Below are 19085 nucleotides of genomic sequence, written 5' to 3'. Positions count from 1 at the left end.
CCCTGCTCAGGCCCTGGTAACGTGGATGACGCAATTTCGACGTCCTTTAAGATCCGTCCAGTGAGGCGGAGAAGGAGGTCCGTTTCTTATGGACGCACAGCACGACGCCACCGGCAATGCGGCACGCCCCGTTCTCGAGGCTCCCGACATCGCCCGAGTACTGACCCGCATCGCCCACGAGATCGTCGAACGCGCCAAGGGCGCCGACGACGTGGTGCTTCTCGGCATCCCGACCCGGGGCGTCTTCCTCGCCCGCCGGCTCGCCGACAAGCTCGAAGAGATCACCGGCCGAAAGATGCCGGTCGGGTCGCTCGACATCACCATGTACCGCGACGACCTGCGGATGCGCCCCGCGCGCGCCCTGGCCCGCACCGAGATCCCCGGCGAGGGCATCGAGGGCCGCCTCGTCGTCCTCGTCGACGACGTCCTCTTCTCCGGCCGCACGATCCGCGCCGCACTCGACGCGCTCGGCGACATCGGCCGGCCCCGCGCGGTGCAGCTCGCGGTCCTCGTCGACCGCGGACACCGCGAACTGCCCATCCGTGCCGACTACGTCGGCAAGAACCTCCCCACGTCGCTGCGGGAGACGGTCAAGGTCCAGCTCGCCGAGGAGGACGGCCGCGACGCCGTGCTGCTCGGGGTCGAGCAGGCCGCCCCGGCGGTCGAGCGGTAGCTGCCCTCCGTACGGCCCACCTGCCGTACGGCGGCTTCCGCACGCCCGCACGCCTGAACCCTCCAGCCACCCGGAGAACACCCAGATGAAGCGCCACCTCATCTCGGCCGCCGACCTCACCCGCGACGACGCCGTCCTGATCCTCGACACCGCCGAGGAGATGGCCAGGGTCGCGGACCGGCCGATCAAGAAGCTCCCGACCCTGCGCGGACGTACCGTCGTCAACCTCTTCTTCGAGGACTCGACGCGTACCCGCATCTCCTTCGAGGCGGCCGCCAAGCGGCTGTCCGCCGATGTCATCAACTTCTCCGCCAAGGGTTCCTCGGTCTCCAAGGGCGAGTCGCTCAAGGACACCGCCCTGACCCTGGAGGCGATGGGCGCGGACGCCGTCGTCATCCGGCACGGCGCCTCCGGCGCCCCGTACCGCCTGGCCACGTCCGGCTGGATCGACGGCGCGGTCGTCAACGCCGGTGACGGCACGCACGAGCACCCCACCCAGGCGCTCCTGGACGCCTTCACCATGCGCCGCAGGCTGGTCGGGGCCGACGCCGGGCTCGGCAAGGACCTCGACGGCCGGCGGATCACGATCGTCGGCGACATCCTGCACAGCCGTGTCGCCCGCTCCAACGTCCACCTGCTGACGACGCTCGGCGCCCACGTCACCCTGGTGGCCCCGCCCACCCTCGTCCCCGTCGGCGTCGAGCAGTGGCCCTGCGACATCAGCTACAGCCTCGACGAGGTGCTGCCGAAGTCGGACGCTGTGATGATGCTTCGTGTGCAGCGTGAGCGGATGAACGCCGCCTACTTCCCGACCGAGCGCGAGTACTCCCGCCGCTACGGCCTGGACGGCGAGCGGATGGCGAAGATGCCCGAGCACGCCATCGTCATGCACCCCGGCCCGATGGTCCGCGGCATGGAGATCACCGCCGAGGTCGCCGACTCCGACCGGTGCACGGTCGTCGAGCAGGTCGCCAACGGCGTCTCGATCCGCATGGCCGTGCTCTACCTGCTGCTCGGCGGCTCCGAGCCCGCCGCGCCCGCCACAGCCCCAGCCGCCGCCCGTACCGAGGAGAACAAGTAACCATGAGCAAGATCCTTATCCGCGGCGCGAAGGTACTCGGCGGCGCAGCCCAGGACGTCCTCATCGACGGCGAGACCATCGCCGCGGTCGGCACCGGGCTCGACGCCGGCGACGCCACCGTGATCGAGGCGGCCGGCCAGATCCTGCTCCCCGGCCTGGTCGATCTCCACACCCATCTGCGCGAGCCCGGCCGCGAGGACTCCGAGACCGTCCTGACCGGCACCAAGGCCGCCGCGGTCGGCGGCTTCACCGCCGTGCACGCCATGGCCAACACCTTCCCGGTCGCCGACACCGCCGGCGTCGTCGAGCAGGTCTGGCGGCTCGGCAAGGAATCCGGCTACTGCGACGTGCAGCCCATCGGCGCCGTCACCGTCGGCCTGGAGGGCAAGCAGCTCGCCGAACTCGGCGCCATGCACGATTCGGCCGCCGGAGTGAAGGTCTTCTCCGACGACGGCAAGTGCGTCGACGACGCGGTGATCATGCGCCGCGCCCTGGAGTACGTGAAGGCGTTCGACGGGGTCGTCGCCCAGCACGCCCAGGAGCCCCGCCTCACCGAGGGCGCCCAGATGAACGAGGGCATCGTCTCGGCCGAGCTCGGCCTCGGCGGCTGGCCCGCCGTCGCCGAGGAGTCGATCATCGCCCGCGACGTGCTCCTCGCCGCGCACGTCGGCTCCCGGGTGCACATCTGCCACCTGTCGACCGCCGGATCCGTCGAGATCGTCCGCTGGGCCAAGTCCAAGGGCTGGAACGTCACCGCCGAGGTCACCCCGCACCACCTGCTTCTCACCGACGAGCTCGTCCGGTCCTACAACCCGGTCTACAAGGTGAACCCGCCCCTGCGCACCGAGGCCGACGTCATGGCCCTGCGCGAGGCCCTCGCCGACGGCACGATCGACTGCGTCGCCACCGACCACGCCCCGCACCCGCACGAGGACAAGGACTGCGAGTGGGCCGCGGCCGCCATGGGCATGGTGGGCCTGGAGACCGCGCTCTCCGTCGTCCAGGAGACGATGGTGGACACCGGTCTGCTCGACTGGGCCGGCGTCGCCGACCGGATGTCGCTGCGCCCCGCGGCCATCGGCCGCCTCGACGGACACGGCCGGCCCGTCTCGGAGGGCGAGCCTGCCAACCTCACCCTGGTCGATCCGGCATACCGTGGAGCCGTGGACCCCGCGGGCTTCGCCTCCCGCAGCCGCAACACCCCCTACGAGGGGCGCGAGCTGCCGGGCCGAGTGACCCACACCTTCCTGCGGGGCCGTGCCACGGTCGTCGACGGGAAACTCGCGTGACAACACTCAGCCCCACCCACCAGCTGTACCGACTGGCCGAGCAGAAATCGGCGGAGGTCACCGACTGGTCCGCCCGCATCAGCTGGGTGATCGGACTGATCGTCCTCATCGCCTTCGTCTACTGGCTGATGCGCCAGGGATGGAAGTGGCGCGGCAGCCTCCAGTCCGGCCTCGCCGACCTCGCGACCACCCCGGACGGCTACGCGGACGGCGAGAAGCTGCTCACGCTGACCGGGCGCTACCACGCCTCGACGACCGCCGGGCAGTGGCTCGACCGCATCGTCGCCCACGGCCTCGGCACCCGCAGCCGTGTCGAGCTCACCCTCACCGAACAGGGCCTCGACGTCGTACGGCCCGGCGCGACGGACTTCTTCGTCCCCGCCGCCGACCTGCGCGAAGCCCGGACCGACAAGGCACTCGCGGGCAAGGTCCTGCCCGAGGGCGGCCTCCTGGTCATCACCTGGGCGCTCGGCGACCAGTTGATCGACTCCGGATTCCGCTCCGACCACGCGGCCGAGCACGCCGCCTGGGTCGAAGCCGTCAACGCTCTCGCCGGCACCCGCACCAGCACTCCTCTCACCAGCACTACGGAAGGCACCGCACGATGACGATCTCCACCCGGGGAGCCGCCAAAGCTCCCGCCGTACTCGTCCTGGAGGACGGCCGCTCCTTCCGCGGCCGCGCCTACGGGGCCGTGGGGGAGACCTTCGGCGAGGCGGTGTTCTCCACCGGCATGACCGGCTACCAGGAAACCCTGACCGACCCCTCGTACCACCGCCAGGTCGTCGTGATGACCGCCCCGCACGTCGGGAACACCGGTGTGAACGACGAGGACCCCGAATCCAAGCGGATCTGGGTCGCCGGCTACGTCGTCCGCGACCCCGCCCGGGTGCCCTCCAACTGGCGCTCCCGCCGCTCCCTCGACGAGGAGCTCGCGACCCAGGGCGTCGTCGGCATCAGCGGCATCGACACCCGCGCCCTCACCCGCCACCTGCGCGAACGCGGCGCGATGCGGGTCGGCATCTTCTCCGGCAACGCCCTGGAGGACGAGGGCGTCCTGCTCGCCAAGGTGCGCCAGGCCCCCGAGATGAACGGCGCCGACCTCTCCGCCGAGGTCGCGACCAAGGAGACGTACGTCGTCCCCGCGATCGGCACCAGGAAGTTCACCGTCGCCGCGATCGACCTCGGCATCAAGGGCATGACCCCGCACCGGCTGGCCGAGCGCGGCATCGAGGTCCACGTCCTGCCCGCCACCGCCACGCTGGAGGAGGTGTACGCGGTGCAGCCCGACGGCGTCTTCTTCTCCAACGGCCCCGGCGACCCGTCCACCGCCGACCACCCCGTCTCTCTCATGCAGAGCGTCCTGGAGAGGCAGACCCCGCTCTTCGGCATCTGCTTCGGCAACCAGATCCTGGGCCGCGCGCTCGGCTTCGGCACGTACAAGCTGAAGTACGGCCACCGCGGCATCAACCAGCCCGTGCAGGACCGTTCGACCGGCAAGGTCGAGGTCACCGCGCACAACCACGGCTTCGCCGTCGACGCCCCGCTCGACAAGGTCTCCGACACCGCCTACGGGCGCGCCGAGGTCTCCCACGTCTGCCTGAACGACCAGGTCGTCGAGGGCCTCCAGCTCCTCGACCGGCCGGCCTTCAGCGTCCAGTACCACCCCGAAGCAGCCGCCGGCCCGCACGACGCCGCGTACCTCTTCGACCGCTTCGTTTCCCTGATGGAGGGCCAGCGTGCCTAAGCGCTCCGATATCCAGTCCGTCCTGGTCATCGGCTCCGGTCCGATCGTCATCGGACAGGCCGCCGAGTTCGACTACTCCGGCACCCAGGCCTGCCGCGTCCTCAAGGCCGAGGGCCTGCGCGTCATCCTGGTCAACTCCAACCCGGCGACGATCATGACCGACCCGGAGATCGCCGACGCCACGTACGTCGAGCCGATCACCCCCGAGTTCGTCGAGAAGATCATCGCCAAGGAGCGCCCCGACGCGCTGCTCCCGACCCTGGGCGGCCAGACGGCGCTCAACACCGCGATCTCCATGCACGAGAACGGTGTCCTGGAGAAGTACGGCGTCGAGCTCATCGGCGCCAACGTCGAGGCCATCAACAAGGGCGAGGACCGCGAGCTCTTCAAGGGTGTCGTCGAGGCCGTCAAGGCGAAGATCGGCTACGGCGAATCCGCCCGGTCCGTCATCTGCCACTCGATGGACGACATCATGAAGGGCGTCGACACCCTCGGCGGCTACCCCGTCGTCGTCCGCCCCTCCTTCACCATGGGCGGCGCCGGCTCCGGCTTCGCCCACGACGAGGACGAGCTGCGCCGCATCGCCGGACAGGGCCTCACGCTCTCCCCGACCACCGAGGTGCTCCTGGAGGAGTCCATCCTCGGCTGGAAGGAGTACGAGCTCGAGCTCATGCGCGACAAGAACGACAACGTCGTCGTCGTCTGCTCCATCGAGAACTTCGACCCCATGGGCGTCCACACGGGTGACTCGATCACCGTCGCCCCCGCCATGACGCTCACCGACCGCGAGTACCAGCGGCTGCGCGACATCGGCATCGCGATCATCCGCGAGGTCGGCGTCGACACCGGCGGCTGCAACATCCAGTTCGCCATCGACCCGGCCGACGGCCGCGTCATCGTGATCGAGATGAACCCCCGCGTCTCCCGCTCCTCGGCGCTCGCGTCGAAGGCCACCGGCTTCCCGATCGCCAAGATCGCCGCCAAGCTGGCCGTCGGCTACACGCTCGACGAGATCCCGAACGACATCACCGAGAAGACCCCGGCCTCCTTCGAGCCGACCCTCGACTACGTCGTGGTCAAGGCCCCGCGCTTCGCCTTCGAGAAGTTCCCCTCCGCCGACTCCACCCTCACCACCACCATGAAGTCGGTGGGCGAGGCCATGGCGATCGGCCGGAACTTCACCGAGGCCCTGCAGAAGGCGCTGCGCTCCCTGGAGAAGAAGGGCTCGCAGTTCGCCTTCACCGGGGAGCCAGGCGACAAGGCCGAACTGCTGGCCGAGGCGGTCCGCCCGACCGACGGCCGGATCAACAGCGTCATGCAGGCGATCCGGGCCGGCGCCACCCAGGAAGAGGTCTTCGACGCCACGAAGATCGACCCCTGGTTCGTCGACCAGCTCTTCCTCATCAAGGAGATCGCCGACGAGCTCGCCGCCGCCGACAAGCTCGTCCCCGAGCTGCTGGCCGACGCCAAGCGGCACGGCTTCTCCGACGTGCAGATCGCCGAGATCCGCGGCCTGCGCGAGGACGTCGTCCGGGAGGTGCGGCACGCGCTAGGCATCCGCCCGGTCTACAAGACGGTCGACACCTGCGCCGCCGAGTTCGCCGCGAACACGCCGTACTTCTACTCCTCCTACGACGAGGAGAGCGAGGTCGCTCCCCGCACCAAGCCCGCGGTGATCATCCTCGGCTCCGGGCCCAACCGCATCGGCCAGGGCATCGAGTTCGACTACTCCTGCGTCCACGCCTCCTTCGCCCTGAGCGACGCGGGCTACGAGACGGTGATGGTCAACTGCAACCCGGAGACGGTCTCCACTGACTACGACACCTCCGATCGCCTGTACTTCGAGCCGCTGACGCTCGAGGACGTGCTGGAGATCGTGCACGCGGAGTCCCTCGCAGGCCCGATCGCCGGGGTCATCGTCCAGCTCGGCGGCCAGACCCCGCTGGGCCTGGCGCAGGCGCTCAAGGACAACGGCGTGCCCGTCGTCGGCACCTCCCCGGAGGCGATCCACGCCGCCGAGGACCGCGGCGCGTTCGGCCGCGTCCTCGCCGAGGCAGGTCTCCCGGCGCCGAAGCACGGCACCGCCACCACCTTCGCCGAGGCCAAGGCCATCGCCGACGAGATCGGCTACCCCGTCCTCGTACGCCCGTCGTACGTGCTCGGCGGCCGCGGCATGGAGATCGTGTACGACGAGACCCGGCTCTCCTCGTACATCGCCGAGTCCACCGAGATCAGCCCCACCCGGCCGGTCCTGGTCGACCGCTTCCTCGACGACGCCATCGAGATCGACGTCGACGCCCTCTACGACGGCACCGAGCTCTACCTCGGCGGCGTCATGGAGCACATCGAGGAGGCCGGCATCCACTCCGGCGACTCCGCCTGCGCCCTGCCCCCGATCACCCTCGGCGGGTACGACATCAAGCGGCTGCGCGCCTCCACCGAGGCCATCGCCAAGGGCGTAGGCGTCCGCGGACTGATCAACATCCAGTTCGCGCTCTCCGGCGACATCCTCTACGTCCTCGAAGCCAACCCGCGCGCCTCCCGCACCGTCCCCTTCACCTCGAAGGCGACCGCGGTCCCGCTCGCGAAGGCCGCCGCCCGCATCTCGCTCGGCGCGACCGTCGCGGAGCTGCGCGCGGAGGGCCTGCTGCCCAGGCACGGTGACGGCGGCACCCTGCCGCTGGACGCGCCGATCTCCGTCAAGGAGGCCGTCATGCCGTGGTCGCGCTTCCGCGACATCCACGGCCGCGGCGTCGACACGGTCCTCGGCCCGGAGATGCGCTCCACCGGCGAGGTCATGGGCATCGACTCGGTCTTCGGCACGGCGTACGCCAAGTCGCAGGCCGGCGCGTACGGCCCGCTGCCCACCAAGGGCCGCGCCTTCATCTCCGTCGCCAACCGCGACAAGCGCTCGATGATCTTCCCGGCCCGCGAACTGGTCGCCCACGGCTTCGAGCTGATGGCCACCTCCGGCACCGCCGAGGTCCTCAAGCGCAACGGCATCAACGCGCGTGTCGTGCGCAAGCAGTCCGAGGGCCAGGGCCCGGACGGCGAGAGGACGATCGTCCAGCTCATCCACGACGGCGAGGTCGACCTCATCGTCAACACGCCGTACGGAACCGGCGGCCGGCTCGACGGGTACGAGATCCGCACCGCGGCCGTCGCGCGGTCCGTTCCCTGCCTCACCACGGTCCAGGCGCTCGCCGCGGCCGTCCAGGGCATCGACGCCCTCAACCAGGGAGACGTCGGCGTACGTTCCCTCCAGGAACACGCGGAGCATCTGACCGCAGCGCGGGAATAGCAGCCCAGAGGGGGACACCGGAAACGGTGTCCCCCTCTTCGCGAGACCACCGACGCTCCGCGAGAACACCGAGGACACCCGTGATGTACAAATTCTTCTTCGACCTGGTCTTCAAGCGCATGGACCCGGAGCAGGCCCACTACCTGGCCTTCCGCTGGATCCGCCTCGCCGCCCGCACCCCGGTCCTGCGCACCTTCGTGGCCGCCGCGCTGGCCCCCCGTCACAAGGAGCTGCGCACCGAGGCGCTCGGCCTGCGGATGCACGGCCCCTTCGGACTCGCCGCCGGCTTCGACAAGAACGCCATCGCGATCGACGGCATGGCCATGCTCGGCTTCGACCACGTCGAGATCGGCACGGTGACCGGAGAACCGCAGCCGGGCAACCCGAAGAAGCGCCTGTTCCGCCTCGTGGCCGACCGGGCGCTCATCAACCGCATGGGCTTCAACAACGAGGGCTCCGCCGCCGTCGCCGAGCGCCTGGCCGCCCGCAACCCGGTCTTCCGCACCACGGTCGGCGTCAACATCGGCAAGACCAAGACCGTCCCCGAGGCCAACGCCGCCGCCGACTACGTGAAGTCCACCGAGCGCCTGGCCGCGCACGCCGACTACCTCGTCGTCAACGTCTCCTCGCCCAACACCCCCGGGCTGCGCAACCTCCAGGCCACCGAGGCCCTGCGCCCGCTGCTGACCGCCGTACGGGAGGCGGCCGACCGGACCGTCACCGCCCGCCGGGTCCCGCTGCTCGTCAAGATCGCCCCCGACCTCGCGGACGAGGACGTCGACGCCGTCGCCGACCTCGCGGTCGAACTGGGCCTGGACGGCATCATCGCCACCAACACCACCATCGCCCGCGAGGGCCTGGGACTGAAGTCCCCGGCCTCCCTGGTCAAGGAGACCGGCGGACTGTCCGGCGCGCCCCTCAAGGAGCGCTCCCTGGAGGTCCTGGGCCGCCTGTACGCCCGCGTGGGCGACCGGATCACGCTCGTGGGCGTCGGAGGCATCGAGAACGCCGAGGACGCCTGGCAGCGCATCCTCGCCGGCGCCACGCTCGTCCAGGGCTACAGCGCCTTCATCTACGAGGGCCCGTTCTACGCCCGCGCGATCCACAAGGGCTTGGCCGCACGCCTGGCCGCCTCCCCGTACGCCACCCTCGCCGACGCCGTCGGCGCGGACACCAGGAAGGCCGTGAAATGACCCAGGAACCCTTCGGCGCACGCCTGCGCCACGCCATGGACACCCGTGGACCCCTCTGCGTCGGCATCGACCCGCACGCGAGCCTGCTGAGCTCCTGGGGGCTCCGCGACGACGTCGCGGGCCTGGAGCGCTTCACTCGTACGGTCGTCGAGGCACTGGCCGACCGGGTCGCCGTCCTCAAGCCCCAGTCCGCGTTCTTCGAGCGGTTCGGCTCGCGCGGCGTCGCCGTACTGGAGAAGGCCGTCGAGGAGGCCAGGGCGGCCGGCGCGCTGGTCCTGATGGACGCCAAGCGCGGCGACATCGGCTCCACCATGGAGGCCTACGCCGCGACCTACCTGAACAAGGACTCGCCGCTGTACTCCGACGCGGTCACGGTCTCGCCGTACCTCGGCTTCGGTTCCCTGCGGCCCGCGCTCGACGCGGCGGCGGTCTCCGGCTCCGGCGTCTTCGTGCTGGCCCTCACCTCCAACCCGGAGGGCGCCGAGGTGCAGCGCGCCACCGCCGCGGACGGCCGTTCGCTGGCGCAGGTGATGCTCGACCACATGGCCGCCGAGAACGAGGGTGCCACCCCGCTCGGCTCGGTCGGTGCGGTGGTCGGCGCGACGCTCGGCGACGCGGGGGCGGACCTCGCGATCAACGGCCCGCTGCTCGCGCCCGGCATCGGCGCCCAGGGCGCCACGCCCGCGGATCTTCCGGGCCTCTTCGGCGACGCGGTCGGCAACGTGGTGCCCAGCGTGAGCCGGGGCGTGCTGCGCCACGGTCCGGACGCGTCAGGGCTGCGCGAAGCCGCCGATCGGTTCGCGGACGAGGTCCGCGCGGCCCTCTCGGACGGCTGACACTGCCACGTAACAGCCCGTTGACGGAATCCTGACCAAAAAACTCAGGTGTTATGCCAGGAATGTCCTGGTCGGCGCAGGCTGACCAGGACTTTTCGTCTGTTCTCGCTGACTCCGGCGGCCCTGGCCGCTAGTCTCCGTCGAGAGCCAACGAGCACAGGTTGTTCGCGGCTCACCAGGTGAGGGGCGTTTCCGTCGCCTCACCGGTCCGTATCCGACAGATCGACATCCGAGGTGACGTAGGCGTGGCTCTTCCGCCCCTTACCCCTGAACAGCGCGCAGCCGCGCTCGAAAAGGCCGCCGCGGCTCGCCGGGAGCGGGCCGAGGTCAAGAATCGACTCAAGCACTCCGGCGCCTCCCTCCACGAGGTCATCAAGTCGGGACAGGAGAACGACGTCATCGGCAAGATGAAGGTCTCCGCCCTGCTGGAGTCCCTGCCCGGCGTGGGCAAGGTCCGCGCCAAGCAGATCATGGAGCGGCTCGGCATCTCCGAGAGCCGCCGGGTCCGGGGTCTCGGCTCCAACCAGATCGCATCCCTGGAGCGTGAGTTCGGCGGCAGCGCCGCCTGACGGTCTCAGGCACTCCTGAGAACCGGGATAATCGTTCCATGGCTGCAACATCCCGGGGGACGTCCCCCGTACCCCCGGACGTACGTCCGCGGCTGACCGTGCTCTCCGGCCCCTCGGGGGTCGGCAAGAGCACGGTCGTCGCGCATATGCGCAAAGTCCACCCCGAGGTGTGGCTCTCGGTGTCGGCGACGACCCGCAAGCCCCGCCCCGGCGAACGCAACGGCGTCCACTACTTCTTCGTGGACAACGAGGAGTTCGACAAGCTGATCGCCAACGGTGAGCTGCTGGAGTGGGCCGAGTTCGCCGGCAACCGCTACGGCACTCCACGGCGTGCCGTGCAGGAGCGGCTGGAGGCCGGTGAGCCGGTGCTGCTGGAGATCGACCTCCAGGGCGCCCGGCTGGTCCGGCAGTCCATGGCGGACGCCCAGCTGGTCTTCCTCGCGCCCCCGAGCTGGGACGAGCTGGTGCGCCGGCTCACCGGCCGGGGCACCGAGGCGCCCGACGTGATCGAGCGCCGACTCGGCGCGGCGAAGGTCGAACTGGCCGCCGAATCCGAGTTCGACACGACGCTGGTCAATACCTCGGTCGAGGACGTGGCACGCGAGCTGCTAGCCTTGATGCTGGAGGCTTCCGGCCACCGTGCCGGCGGCGAATGAGCATGATGAACGCACCGACACGGGGGCACCGGCTACAAAGCCCCTGACTGTCAAAGATTTCTTTGATCTTCACCCCCTTCGGAAGGCAGAGAGTGTCCTCTTCCATCACCACGCCCGAGGGCATCATCAACCCGCCGATTGATGAGCTCCTCGAAGCAACCGACTCGAAGTACAGCCTCGTGATCTACGCCGCCAAGCGCGCGCGCCAGATCAACGCGTACTACTCGCAGCTCGGTGAGGGACTCCTCGAGTACGTCGGACCGCTCGTGGACACCCACGTCCACGAGAAGCCGCTCTCGATCGCGCTCCGCGAGATCAACGCGGGCCTGCTCACCTCCGAGGCCATCGAGGGCCCCGCGCAGTAAGCAGGAAAACGCACCTTCGTCACAGGCCCGGCGGTCACGACCGCCGGGCCTGTGACGTGTTCCGGGGCGAGGGACCCGCGCCGCCGGCGGTGAGGCAGCATGGGGGATGTACGGGAGCGCGTACGTATCCGAGTGCGGGGAGACGCAGTGGACAAGCCGAAGGTCGTCCTGGGGGTCAGCGGGGGCATCGCCGCCTACAAGGCGTGCGAGCTGCTGCGCCGGCTGACCGAGTCGGGACACGACGTACGGGTCGTCCCGACGGAGTCCTCGCTCCACTTCGTGGGCGCCGCCACCTGGTCGGCGCTCTCCGGCCACCCGGTCTCCACCGAGGTGTGGAACGACGTCCACGAGGTCCCGCACGTGCGGATCGGACAGCACGCCGACCTCGTCGTCGTCGCCCCGGCCACCGCGGACATGCTCGCCAAGGCGGCCCACGGCCTGGCCGACGACCTGCTCACCAACACCCTGCTGACGGCCCGCTGTCCGGTCGTCTTCGCGCCCGCCATGCACACCGAGATGTGGGAACACCCGGCCACCCAGGAGAACGTCGCCACCCTGCGGCGCCGGGGCGCCGTCGTCATCGAGCCCGCCGTCGGGCGGCTCACCGGAGTCGACACCGGCAAGGGCCGGCTGCCCGACCCGGGGGAGATCTTCGAGGTCTGCCGCCGGGTTCTGGCCCGCGGCCCGGTCGCACCCGACCTCGCCGGACGGCACGTGGTGATCAGTGCGGGCGGCACCCGTGAGCCGCTGGACCCGGTCCGCTACCTCGGCAACCGCTCCTCCGGCAAACAGGGCTACGCGCTCGCCCGCACCGCCGTCGCCCGCGGCGCCCGGGTCACACTCGTCGAGGCCAACACCGGCCTGCCCGACCCCTCGGGCGCCGACGTCGTGCGCGTCGGCACCGCCGTGCAGTTGCGCGAGGCCGTACTGAAGGCGGCCGAGGAGGCCGACGTCGTGGTGATGGCGGCGGCCGTCGCCGACTTCCGCCCGGCCGAGTACGTGGCGGGGAAGATCAAGAAGAAGGACGGCCAGGAGCCCGCCCCCCTCATCCTCGTACGCAATCCGGACATCCTCGCCGAGGTGGCGGCAGACCGCGCCGCGCCAGGGCAGGTCGTCGTCGGATTCGCCGCCGAGACCGACAACGTGCTGGCCAACGGCCGGGAGAAACTCCGCCGCAAGGGCTGCGACCTGCTGGTGGTCAACGAGGTGGGGGAGCGCAAGACCTTCGGCTCGGAGGAGAACGAGGCGATCGTGCTCGCGGCCGACGGAAGCGAGACGCCGGTGCCCCACGGGCCCAAGGAAGCGCTCGCCGACACGGTCTGGGACCTCGTGTCGGCGCGTCTCGGGTGAATTTTCCGCCTCGCCACACCATGCCCCGGGCCTGGCAATACGGCTAAAAACGGTGCAAGAGTGGCGTTCACGGGACCTCCGGGCACCGGTGTCGCATGTCACAGATCTCCCAAAGGGCGAGACATGCTGTCCGGCAGCCGGAGCCGACCGATAAACTGGCCCAGGTTCGTACTCGGGCGCAGCTCCCGGGCCGGCCGCCCATGATCAGCCAGCAGCCGCTGCAACCCCAGGGAGCGATGTGTCCCGCCGTCTCTTCACCTCGGAGTCCGTCACCGAGGGTCACCCCGACAAGATCGCTGACCAGATCAGCGACACCATTCTCGATGCACTTCTGCGCGAGGACCCGACGTCGCGCGTCGCCGTCGAGACCTTGATCACCACCGGTCTGGTGCACGTTGCGGGTGAGGTCACGACCAAGGCCTACGCCCCGATCGCCCAGCTGGTGCGCGACAAGATCCTCGAGATCGGCTACGACTCCTCCAAGAAGGGCTTCGACGGCGCCTCCTGCGGCGTGTCGGTGTCCATCGGCGCGCAGTCGCCCGACATCGCTCAGGGCGTCGACACGGCGTACGAGCAGCGCGTCGAAGGCGATGAGGACGAGCTCGACAAGCAGGGCGCCGGCGACCAGGGTCTGATGTTCGGCTACGCCTGCGACGAGACGCCCGAGCTGATGCCGCTGCCGATCCACCTCGCGCACCGGCTGTCGCGCCGGCTGTCCGAGGTCCGCAAGAACGGGACCATTCCGTACCTGCGCCCGGACGGGAAGACCCAGGTCACCATCGAGTACGACGGTGACAAGGCCGTCCGTCTCGACACGGTCGTCGTCTCCTCGCAGCACGCGAGCGACATCGACCTCGACTCGCTGCTGGCGCCCGACATCCGCGAGTTCGTCGTCGAGCACGTCCTGAACCAGCTGATCGAGGACGGCATCAAGCTCGACACCGAGGGCTACCGCCTGCTGGTCAACCCGACCGGTCGTTTCGAGATCGGCGGCCCGATGGGCGACGCCGGCCTGACCGGACGCAAGATCATCATCGACACCTACGGCGGCATGGCCCGTCACGGCGGCGGCGCCTTCTCGGGCAAGGACCCGTCGAAGGTGGACCGTTCCGCCGCGTACGCGATGCGCTGGGTGGCCAAGAACGTCGTGGCGGCGGGTCTCGCGGCCCGCTGCGAGGTCCAGGTCGCGTACGCGATCGGCAAGGCCGAGCCGGTCGGCCTGTTCGTCGAGACCTTCGGCACCGCCTCGATCGAGACCGAGAAGATCGAGCACGCCATCGGCGAGGTCTTCGACCTCCGCCCGGCCGCGATCATCCGCGACCTCGACCTGCTGCGCCCGATCTACGCCCAGACCGCCGCGTACGGCCACTTCGGCCGTGAGCTTCCCGACTTCACGTGGGAGCGCACCGACCGGGTGGACGCACTGCGCAAGGCCGCGGGCCTCTAGGGAGTTGTTCCGCCGGAGCCCGGACACCGTCACGGTGTCCGGGCTCCGGCGCGTGGCTCGAGTGTCAGTGGTGTCTGGTAGGAATTTGGCTGTGAGCAGCGACGACAAGCGGTCCGACGAGCCCGGTGCCGGGGCACCGGAGCAGCTTGCGCTGATCCGGGAGACCGTGCGCCGCGCCGACGTGCCGCGCGCCAAACCGCGGACGTGGCGCGGCGCCGCACTCGCCAAGGAGCTTCCCGTCGCCCGCGTACTGGTCAACAAGGGTGCTCTCCACCTCGACCAGTACTTCGACTACGCCGTGCCCGAGGAGCTCGACGCCGACGCGCAGCCCGGAGTACGGGTACGGGTGCGGTTCGGAGCCGGAGGGCGCAACGTCCGCGGCGGGCGCCGCGAGGGCGGCGGCCTCATCGACGGATTCCTGGTCGAGCGGCTGGCCGAGTCGGACTACAGCGGGGCGCTGGCCGCGCTGGCCTCCGTCGTCTCGCCCGAACCCGTCCTGGGCCCCGAGCTGCTCTCCCTCGCGCGGGCCGTCGCCGACCGGTACGCGGGCAGCCTCGCCGACGTCCTCCAGCTCGCGGTCCCGCCGAGGAACGCCCGGGCCGAGGCCAAGGCGGCGCCGGAGCCGCTGCCGCCGCCCCCGCCACCGGCGCCCGGCACCTGGCAGCGGTACGCACAGGGCCCCGCCTTCCTGTCCGCCCTGGCCGACGGGGGCGCGCCCAGGGCCGTCTGGACCGCGCTGCCGGGACCGCACTGGCCGCAGGAACTCGCCGCCGCCGTCGCCGCAACCCTCTCCTCAGGACGCGGCGCACTGGTCGTCGTCCCCGACGGGCGGACCGCGGGGCGCGTCGACGCGGCCCTGACCGGACTGCTCGGCGAGGGCCGCCATGCCTTGCTGACGGCGGGGTCGGGGCCCGAGAAGCGCTACCGGGAGTGGCTCGCCGTGAGCCGCGGCTCCGTCCGGGCGGTCGTCGGGACCCGGGCCGCCATGTTCGCGCCCGTCGCCGATCTCGGCCTGGTCGCGATCTGGGACGACGGGGACTCCAGCCACAGCGACGACAACGCCCCCTTCCCGCACGTCCGCGAGGTCCTGGAGTTGCGCGCCGCCCACAGCCGGTGCGCCTTCCTGCTGGGCGGCACGAGCTGCACCGTCGAGGCCGCGCAACTCGTCGAGACCGGCTGGGCGCTGCCGCTGCGCGCGGACCGGGAACAACTGCGGATCGCGGCCCCCCTGGTCCGCACCGTCGGCGACGGCGAACTCGCCCGGGACGGCGCGGCCAGGACCGCCCGGCTGCCGAGCCTGGCCTGGCAGACCGTGCGCGACGGACTGCGCACGGGACCCGTCCTGGTACAGGTGCCGCGCCGCGGGTACGCCCCCCGGCTGGCCTGCGAGCGCTGCCGGGAGCCCGCCCGGTGCCGGCACTGCGCGGGGCCGCTGGAGGCGCCCGACCAGCAGGATCTGAACTGCGCCTGGTGCGGACGGGCCGAGACCTCTTGGCACTGCGTCGCCTGCGGCTTCCGCCGCCTGCGCGCACAGATCGTCGGCGCGCGCCGGACCGCCGAGGAGCTCGGCCGGGCCTTTCCCGCCGTGCCCGTACGGACCTCCGGCCGCGACCACATCCTGGACTCGGTGCCCGACCAGCCCGCGCTGGTGGTCAGCACCCCCGGCGCGGAGCCGGTGGCCGAGGGCGGGTACACGGCGGCGCTCCTGTTGGACGGCTGGGCGATGGTCGGCCGCCCCGACCTGCGGGCCGGTGAGGAGGCGCTGCGCCGCTGGACGGCCGCCGCCGCGCTGGTACGGGGGCAGCCGGAGGGCGGCACGGTAGTGATCGTCGCCGAGCCGACGCTGCGGCCCGTCCAGGCCCTGGTGCGCTGGGACCCGGTCGGACACGCCCGGCGCGAGCTCGCGGACCGGGCCGAGTTGGGCTTTCCCCCGGTGTCCCGGATGGCGTCGGTCACCGGGACGCCCGAGGCGCTCGCCGCGTTCCTGGCCGCCGTGGAGCTGCCGCCGGACGCCGAGGTGCTCGGTCCGGTGCCGGTCCCGGGAGGCGAGCCCGGCCGGCCCCGCCGGCCCTCCGACGCGCCGGTCGGCGAGGCGTGGGAGCGGGCCCTGATCAGGGTGCCCCCGGGCAGCGGGGCGGCGCTGGCGGCCGCACTGAAGGCGGCCCAGGCCGCGCGGATGCCGCGCGGCGGCGGCGCGGTCCGGATCCGCGTGGACCCCCCGGACATCGGCTGACGCGGTGCCCCTGCGGGGGGCCGCGCCTTGGTGTGGTTGCCGCGGTCCGGGGCGGGCTTGATTGGGTGCGGGTCCCCTGCGGGGTGCGGGTTGCTCCGGCGGGCCGGTTCCGTCCTCAATCTCCCCCATAGCCTTAAGGGCATGGGGGGGACCCCCATGACGGGCTTGGAGTGGTGCGGCTTGCCCCGCCGGTGCGGGCGCCCCTGCCCGGTGGGGGTCCGGGGTCCCTCCGGGGCGTCTCCTCGGACGACGAACGTTCGGCGGGTACGCAGCGGACCCGGGTCGGTGTTCGTCGTCCTGCGGGGACTCCCCTGCACGCCCCCGGACCCGCCCGTCTGGCGTCTGCGACAGTCGATCCACCGGGCGTTCACACGCAAGACGGCCGGGTGGGGGCGTGCAGGGGAGTCCCCGCAGGAAATGGCGTACGACTCGGGTCGTTTCCGCACCCGGTCGCAAATGCCATTTCTGAGGAGTCTCCCCGGAGGGACCCCACCCCCACCCACCGGGCAAAGGCGCCCGCACCCGGCGGGGGAGCCGCACCACAAGCCCGTCCGGCAATTGAGGACGGAAACCCTCGGCCCGGACGGGCCGCACCCCGCGGAGACCCCGGCGTCAGCCGTTGCGCGGGCCAGGGAACGCGCCCGGGCGCAAGTCGTCGCGCAGGGGCGGTCGCTCCGACGGCTGCGGCGGCATCGAGCGCGCCGCCGGGACGGAGGGCAGCGCCGGAGCGCCGTCCGCCGCGCCGTCCGCCGGAACCGGCTGGGGCGCGGCGCGCCGCGCCCCGTAGCGACGGTGGACCGCCTGCTTGGTGACTCCGAGCGCGGAGCCCACCGCGTCCCAGGAGAAGCCCAGCGAACGGTCGAAGTCCACCGCCGCCGTGACCAGGGTCTCGACGCTGTCCCGCAGTTCCTGGGCGAGTCTGACGGTGGGGGCCGGGGCCCTGCCGTAGACGACGAAGCCCGCGGAAGGTCCCGAGCGGCGTGGGCGGTAGACATTGCCCAGTTGGGCGGTGAGTGTGCGCAGTGCGTCCACCTGCCGCCGAACCCGCTCGATGTCCCGCACCAGAAGGTGCAGGCTGGCCCGCGCTTGGGCGTCGTGGGTTGCGTGGTCGGCCATGAAGAAGCCTCTCGAACCGGCGTTGAAAGGGATCGGGCCGCACCAGGGCGGCTCGCTTCGGTCAATCTCTCTTGACCAACGCCTCACCGGGGGATCTGGTCACGCTCCGGGGGCGTATACGCACATGCAAGGGGCGCGCAACCGTGCGTACGCCCCCCGGCGGCTGCCCGGCCCCGGGGCCCATAGACTTGTGCGTTGCTCGTCACCGTAACGTTCCGCCTGAGAGGCAGTCAGCCACCCATGAAGCTCGTCTTCGCAGGCACCCCCGAGGTAGCCGTTCCCGCACTGGACGCCCTGATCGCCTCCGGCCGCCATGAGGTGGCCGCGGTCGTGACCAGGCCGGACGCGCCGGCGGGGCGCGGTCGCCGGCTGGTGGCCAGTCCCGTCGCCGAGCGGGCGGAGGAAGCCGGGATCGAGGTGCTGAAGCCGGCCAGGCCACGGGACGAGGCGTTTCTGGCGAGGCTCCGGGAGATCGCGCCGGACTGCTGCCCGGTGGTGGCGTACGGGGCTCTGCTGCCGAGGACCGCACTCGACATCCCGGCCCGCGGCTGGGTCAACCTCCACTTCTCCCTGCTGCCCGCGTGGCGCGGCGCCGCGCCCGTCCAGCACGCCGTGATGGCGGGCGACGAGGTGACGGGGGCCTCCACCTTCCTCATCGAGGAGGGGCTCGACTCCGGACCGGTCTACGGCGTCCTCACCGAAGAGGTGCGGCCCACCGACACCAGCGGTGACCTGCTGACCCGGCTGGCCTTCGCCGGAGCCGGTCTGCTCGCCGCCACGATGGACGGCATCGAGGACGGCACGCTGCACGCCGTGCCGCAGCCCGCCGAGGGCATCACCCTCGCGCCGAAGATCTCCGTCGAGGACGCCCAGGTCCAGTGGGCGGCGCCCGCCCTGCGCGTCGACCGGGTGGTGCGCGCCTGCACGCCGGCCCCCGGCGCGTGGACCCTCTTCCGCGGGGAGCGCCTCAAGCTGATCCAGGCCGTGCCCGCCGTGGACCGGTCCCACCTGGCGCCCGGCGAGCTGTCCGCCGCCAAGAACAACGTCTTCGTGGGCACCGGATCGCACGCGATCGAGCTGCTCTGGGTCCAGCCGCAGGGCAAGAAGCCGATGCGCGCCGCGGACTGGGCGCGCGGGGTGCGCATCGTCCCCGGCGAGCTCCTGGGCAGCTGACGGACCTGCGGGCCGGGGCGGGGACGTAGGCTGGGAGGGTTCGCCCTCTCACCATC

Annotated in this window: 16 protein-coding genes; 15 read left to right on the top strand and 1 reads right to left on the bottom strand. The window is 71.4% G+C overall.

Annotated features, from left to right (window positions below; genetic code table 11):
* Positions 1-88 precede the first annotated feature (88 nt).
* From pyrR to ABTX18_RS18050, 14 genes are all read left to right on the top strand, one after another.
* A complete protein-coding gene (gene pyrR / locus ABTX18_RS18115) occupies positions 89-673 on the top strand; it encodes a bifunctional pyr operon transcriptional regulator/uracil phosphoribosyltransferase PyrR (protein WP_148016313.1) in 585 nt (194 codons plus the stop codon).
* A gap of 85 nt (positions 674-758) precedes the next feature.
* Positions 759-1754, top strand: coding sequence for an aspartate carbamoyltransferase catalytic subunit (locus ABTX18_RS18110; RefSeq protein ID WP_352123701.1), 996 nt, complete (start codon positions 759-761; stop codon positions 1752-1754).
* A gap of 2 nt (positions 1755-1756) precedes the next feature.
* A complete protein-coding gene (locus tag ABTX18_RS18105; RefSeq protein WP_352123700.1) occupies positions 1757-3043 on the top strand; it encodes a dihydroorotase in 1287 nt (428 codons plus the stop codon).
* Positions 3040-3651, top strand: a complete 612-nt coding sequence (locus ABTX18_RS18100) for a PH-like domain-containing protein (protein WP_352123699.1) — start codon at positions 3040-3042, stop codon at positions 3649-3651. The genes ABTX18_RS18105 and ABTX18_RS18100 overlap by 4 nt, the downstream gene beginning before the upstream one ends.
* Entirely contained in the window at positions 3648-4790 is a 1143-nt protein-coding gene (gene carA, locus ABTX18_RS18095; RefSeq protein ID WP_352123698.1) for a glutamine-hydrolyzing carbamoyl-phosphate synthase small subunit, read from the top strand. Before ABTX18_RS18100 ends, carA begins: the two co-directional genes overlap by 4 nt.
* On the top strand, positions 4783-8091 hold the full coding sequence (carB, locus tag ABTX18_RS18090) for a carbamoyl-phosphate synthase large subunit (protein ID WP_352123697.1): 3309 nt from the start codon (positions 4783-4785) through the stop codon (positions 8089-8091). The genes carA and carB overlap by 8 nt, the downstream gene beginning before the upstream one ends.
* 83 nt (positions 8092-8174) lie before the next feature.
* Complete coding sequence (locus ABTX18_RS18085) at positions 8175-9284, top strand: quinone-dependent dihydroorotate dehydrogenase (protein WP_352123696.1); 1110 nt, start codon at positions 8175-8177, stop codon at positions 9282-9284.
* Entirely contained in the window at positions 9281-10120 is an 840-nt protein-coding gene (pyrF, locus tag ABTX18_RS18080) for an orotidine-5'-phosphate decarboxylase (RefSeq protein WP_352123695.1), read from the top strand. The genes ABTX18_RS18085 and pyrF overlap by 4 nt, the downstream gene beginning before the upstream one ends.
* Before the next feature lie 245 nt (positions 10121-10365).
* Positions 10366-10689, top strand: a complete 324-nt coding sequence (locus ABTX18_RS18075; protein WP_018524251.1) for an integration host factor — start codon at positions 10366-10368, stop codon at positions 10687-10689.
* Positions 10690-10727: 38 nt separating this feature from the next.
* On the top strand, positions 10728-11345 hold the full coding sequence (gmk, locus tag ABTX18_RS18070; protein WP_352123694.1) for a guanylate kinase: 618 nt from the start codon (positions 10728-10730) through the stop codon (positions 11343-11345).
* 92 nt (positions 11346-11437) lie between these two features.
* Positions 11438-11710 carry a DNA-directed RNA polymerase subunit omega gene (gene rpoZ, locus ABTX18_RS18065; protein ID WP_003970369.1) on the top strand — a complete coding sequence of 91 codons (273 nt, stop codon included), beginning with the start codon at positions 11438-11440 and terminating at the stop codon, positions 11708-11710.
* 147 nt (positions 11711-11857) lie between these two features.
* Complete coding sequence (gene coaBC, locus ABTX18_RS18060; protein ID WP_352123693.1) at positions 11858-13060, top strand: bifunctional phosphopantothenoylcysteine decarboxylase/phosphopantothenate--cysteine ligase CoaBC; 1203 nt, start codon at positions 11858-11860, stop codon at positions 13058-13060.
* 238 nt (positions 13061-13298) lie between these two features.
* A complete protein-coding gene (metK, locus tag ABTX18_RS18055; RefSeq protein WP_352123692.1) occupies positions 13299-14507 on the top strand; it encodes a methionine adenosyltransferase in 1209 nt (402 codons plus the stop codon).
* A 91-nt stretch (positions 14508-14598) separates the two neighbouring features.
* Positions 14599-16740, top strand: coding sequence for a primosomal protein N' (locus tag ABTX18_RS18050; RefSeq protein WP_352123691.1), 2142 nt, complete (start codon positions 14599-14601; stop codon positions 16738-16740).
* 612 nt (positions 16741-17352) lie between these two features.
* Here the strand turns inward: ABTX18_RS18050 and ABTX18_RS18045 are convergent.
* Positions 17353-17856, bottom strand: a complete 504-nt coding sequence (locus ABTX18_RS18045) for a hypothetical protein (protein ID WP_352123690.1) — start codon at positions 17854-17856, stop codon at positions 17353-17355.
* 240 nt (positions 17857-18096) lie between these two features.
* On the opposite strand from ABTX18_RS18045, the gene fmt reads away from it, so the two are divergent.
* Positions 18097-19029 (top strand): methionyl-tRNA formyltransferase, encoded by a 933-nt coding sequence (gene fmt, locus ABTX18_RS18040; protein ID WP_352123689.1) that lies wholly within the window; start codon positions 18097-18099, stop codon positions 19027-19029.
* Positions 19030-19085 lie beyond the last annotated feature (56 nt).

Source organism: Streptomyces sp. NPDC096323 (assembly GCF_040302845.1).
GTDB lineage: Bacteria > Actinomycetota > Actinomycetes > Streptomycetales > Streptomycetaceae > Streptomyces.
This window is presented reverse-complemented; position numbering and strand designations above follow the sequence as displayed.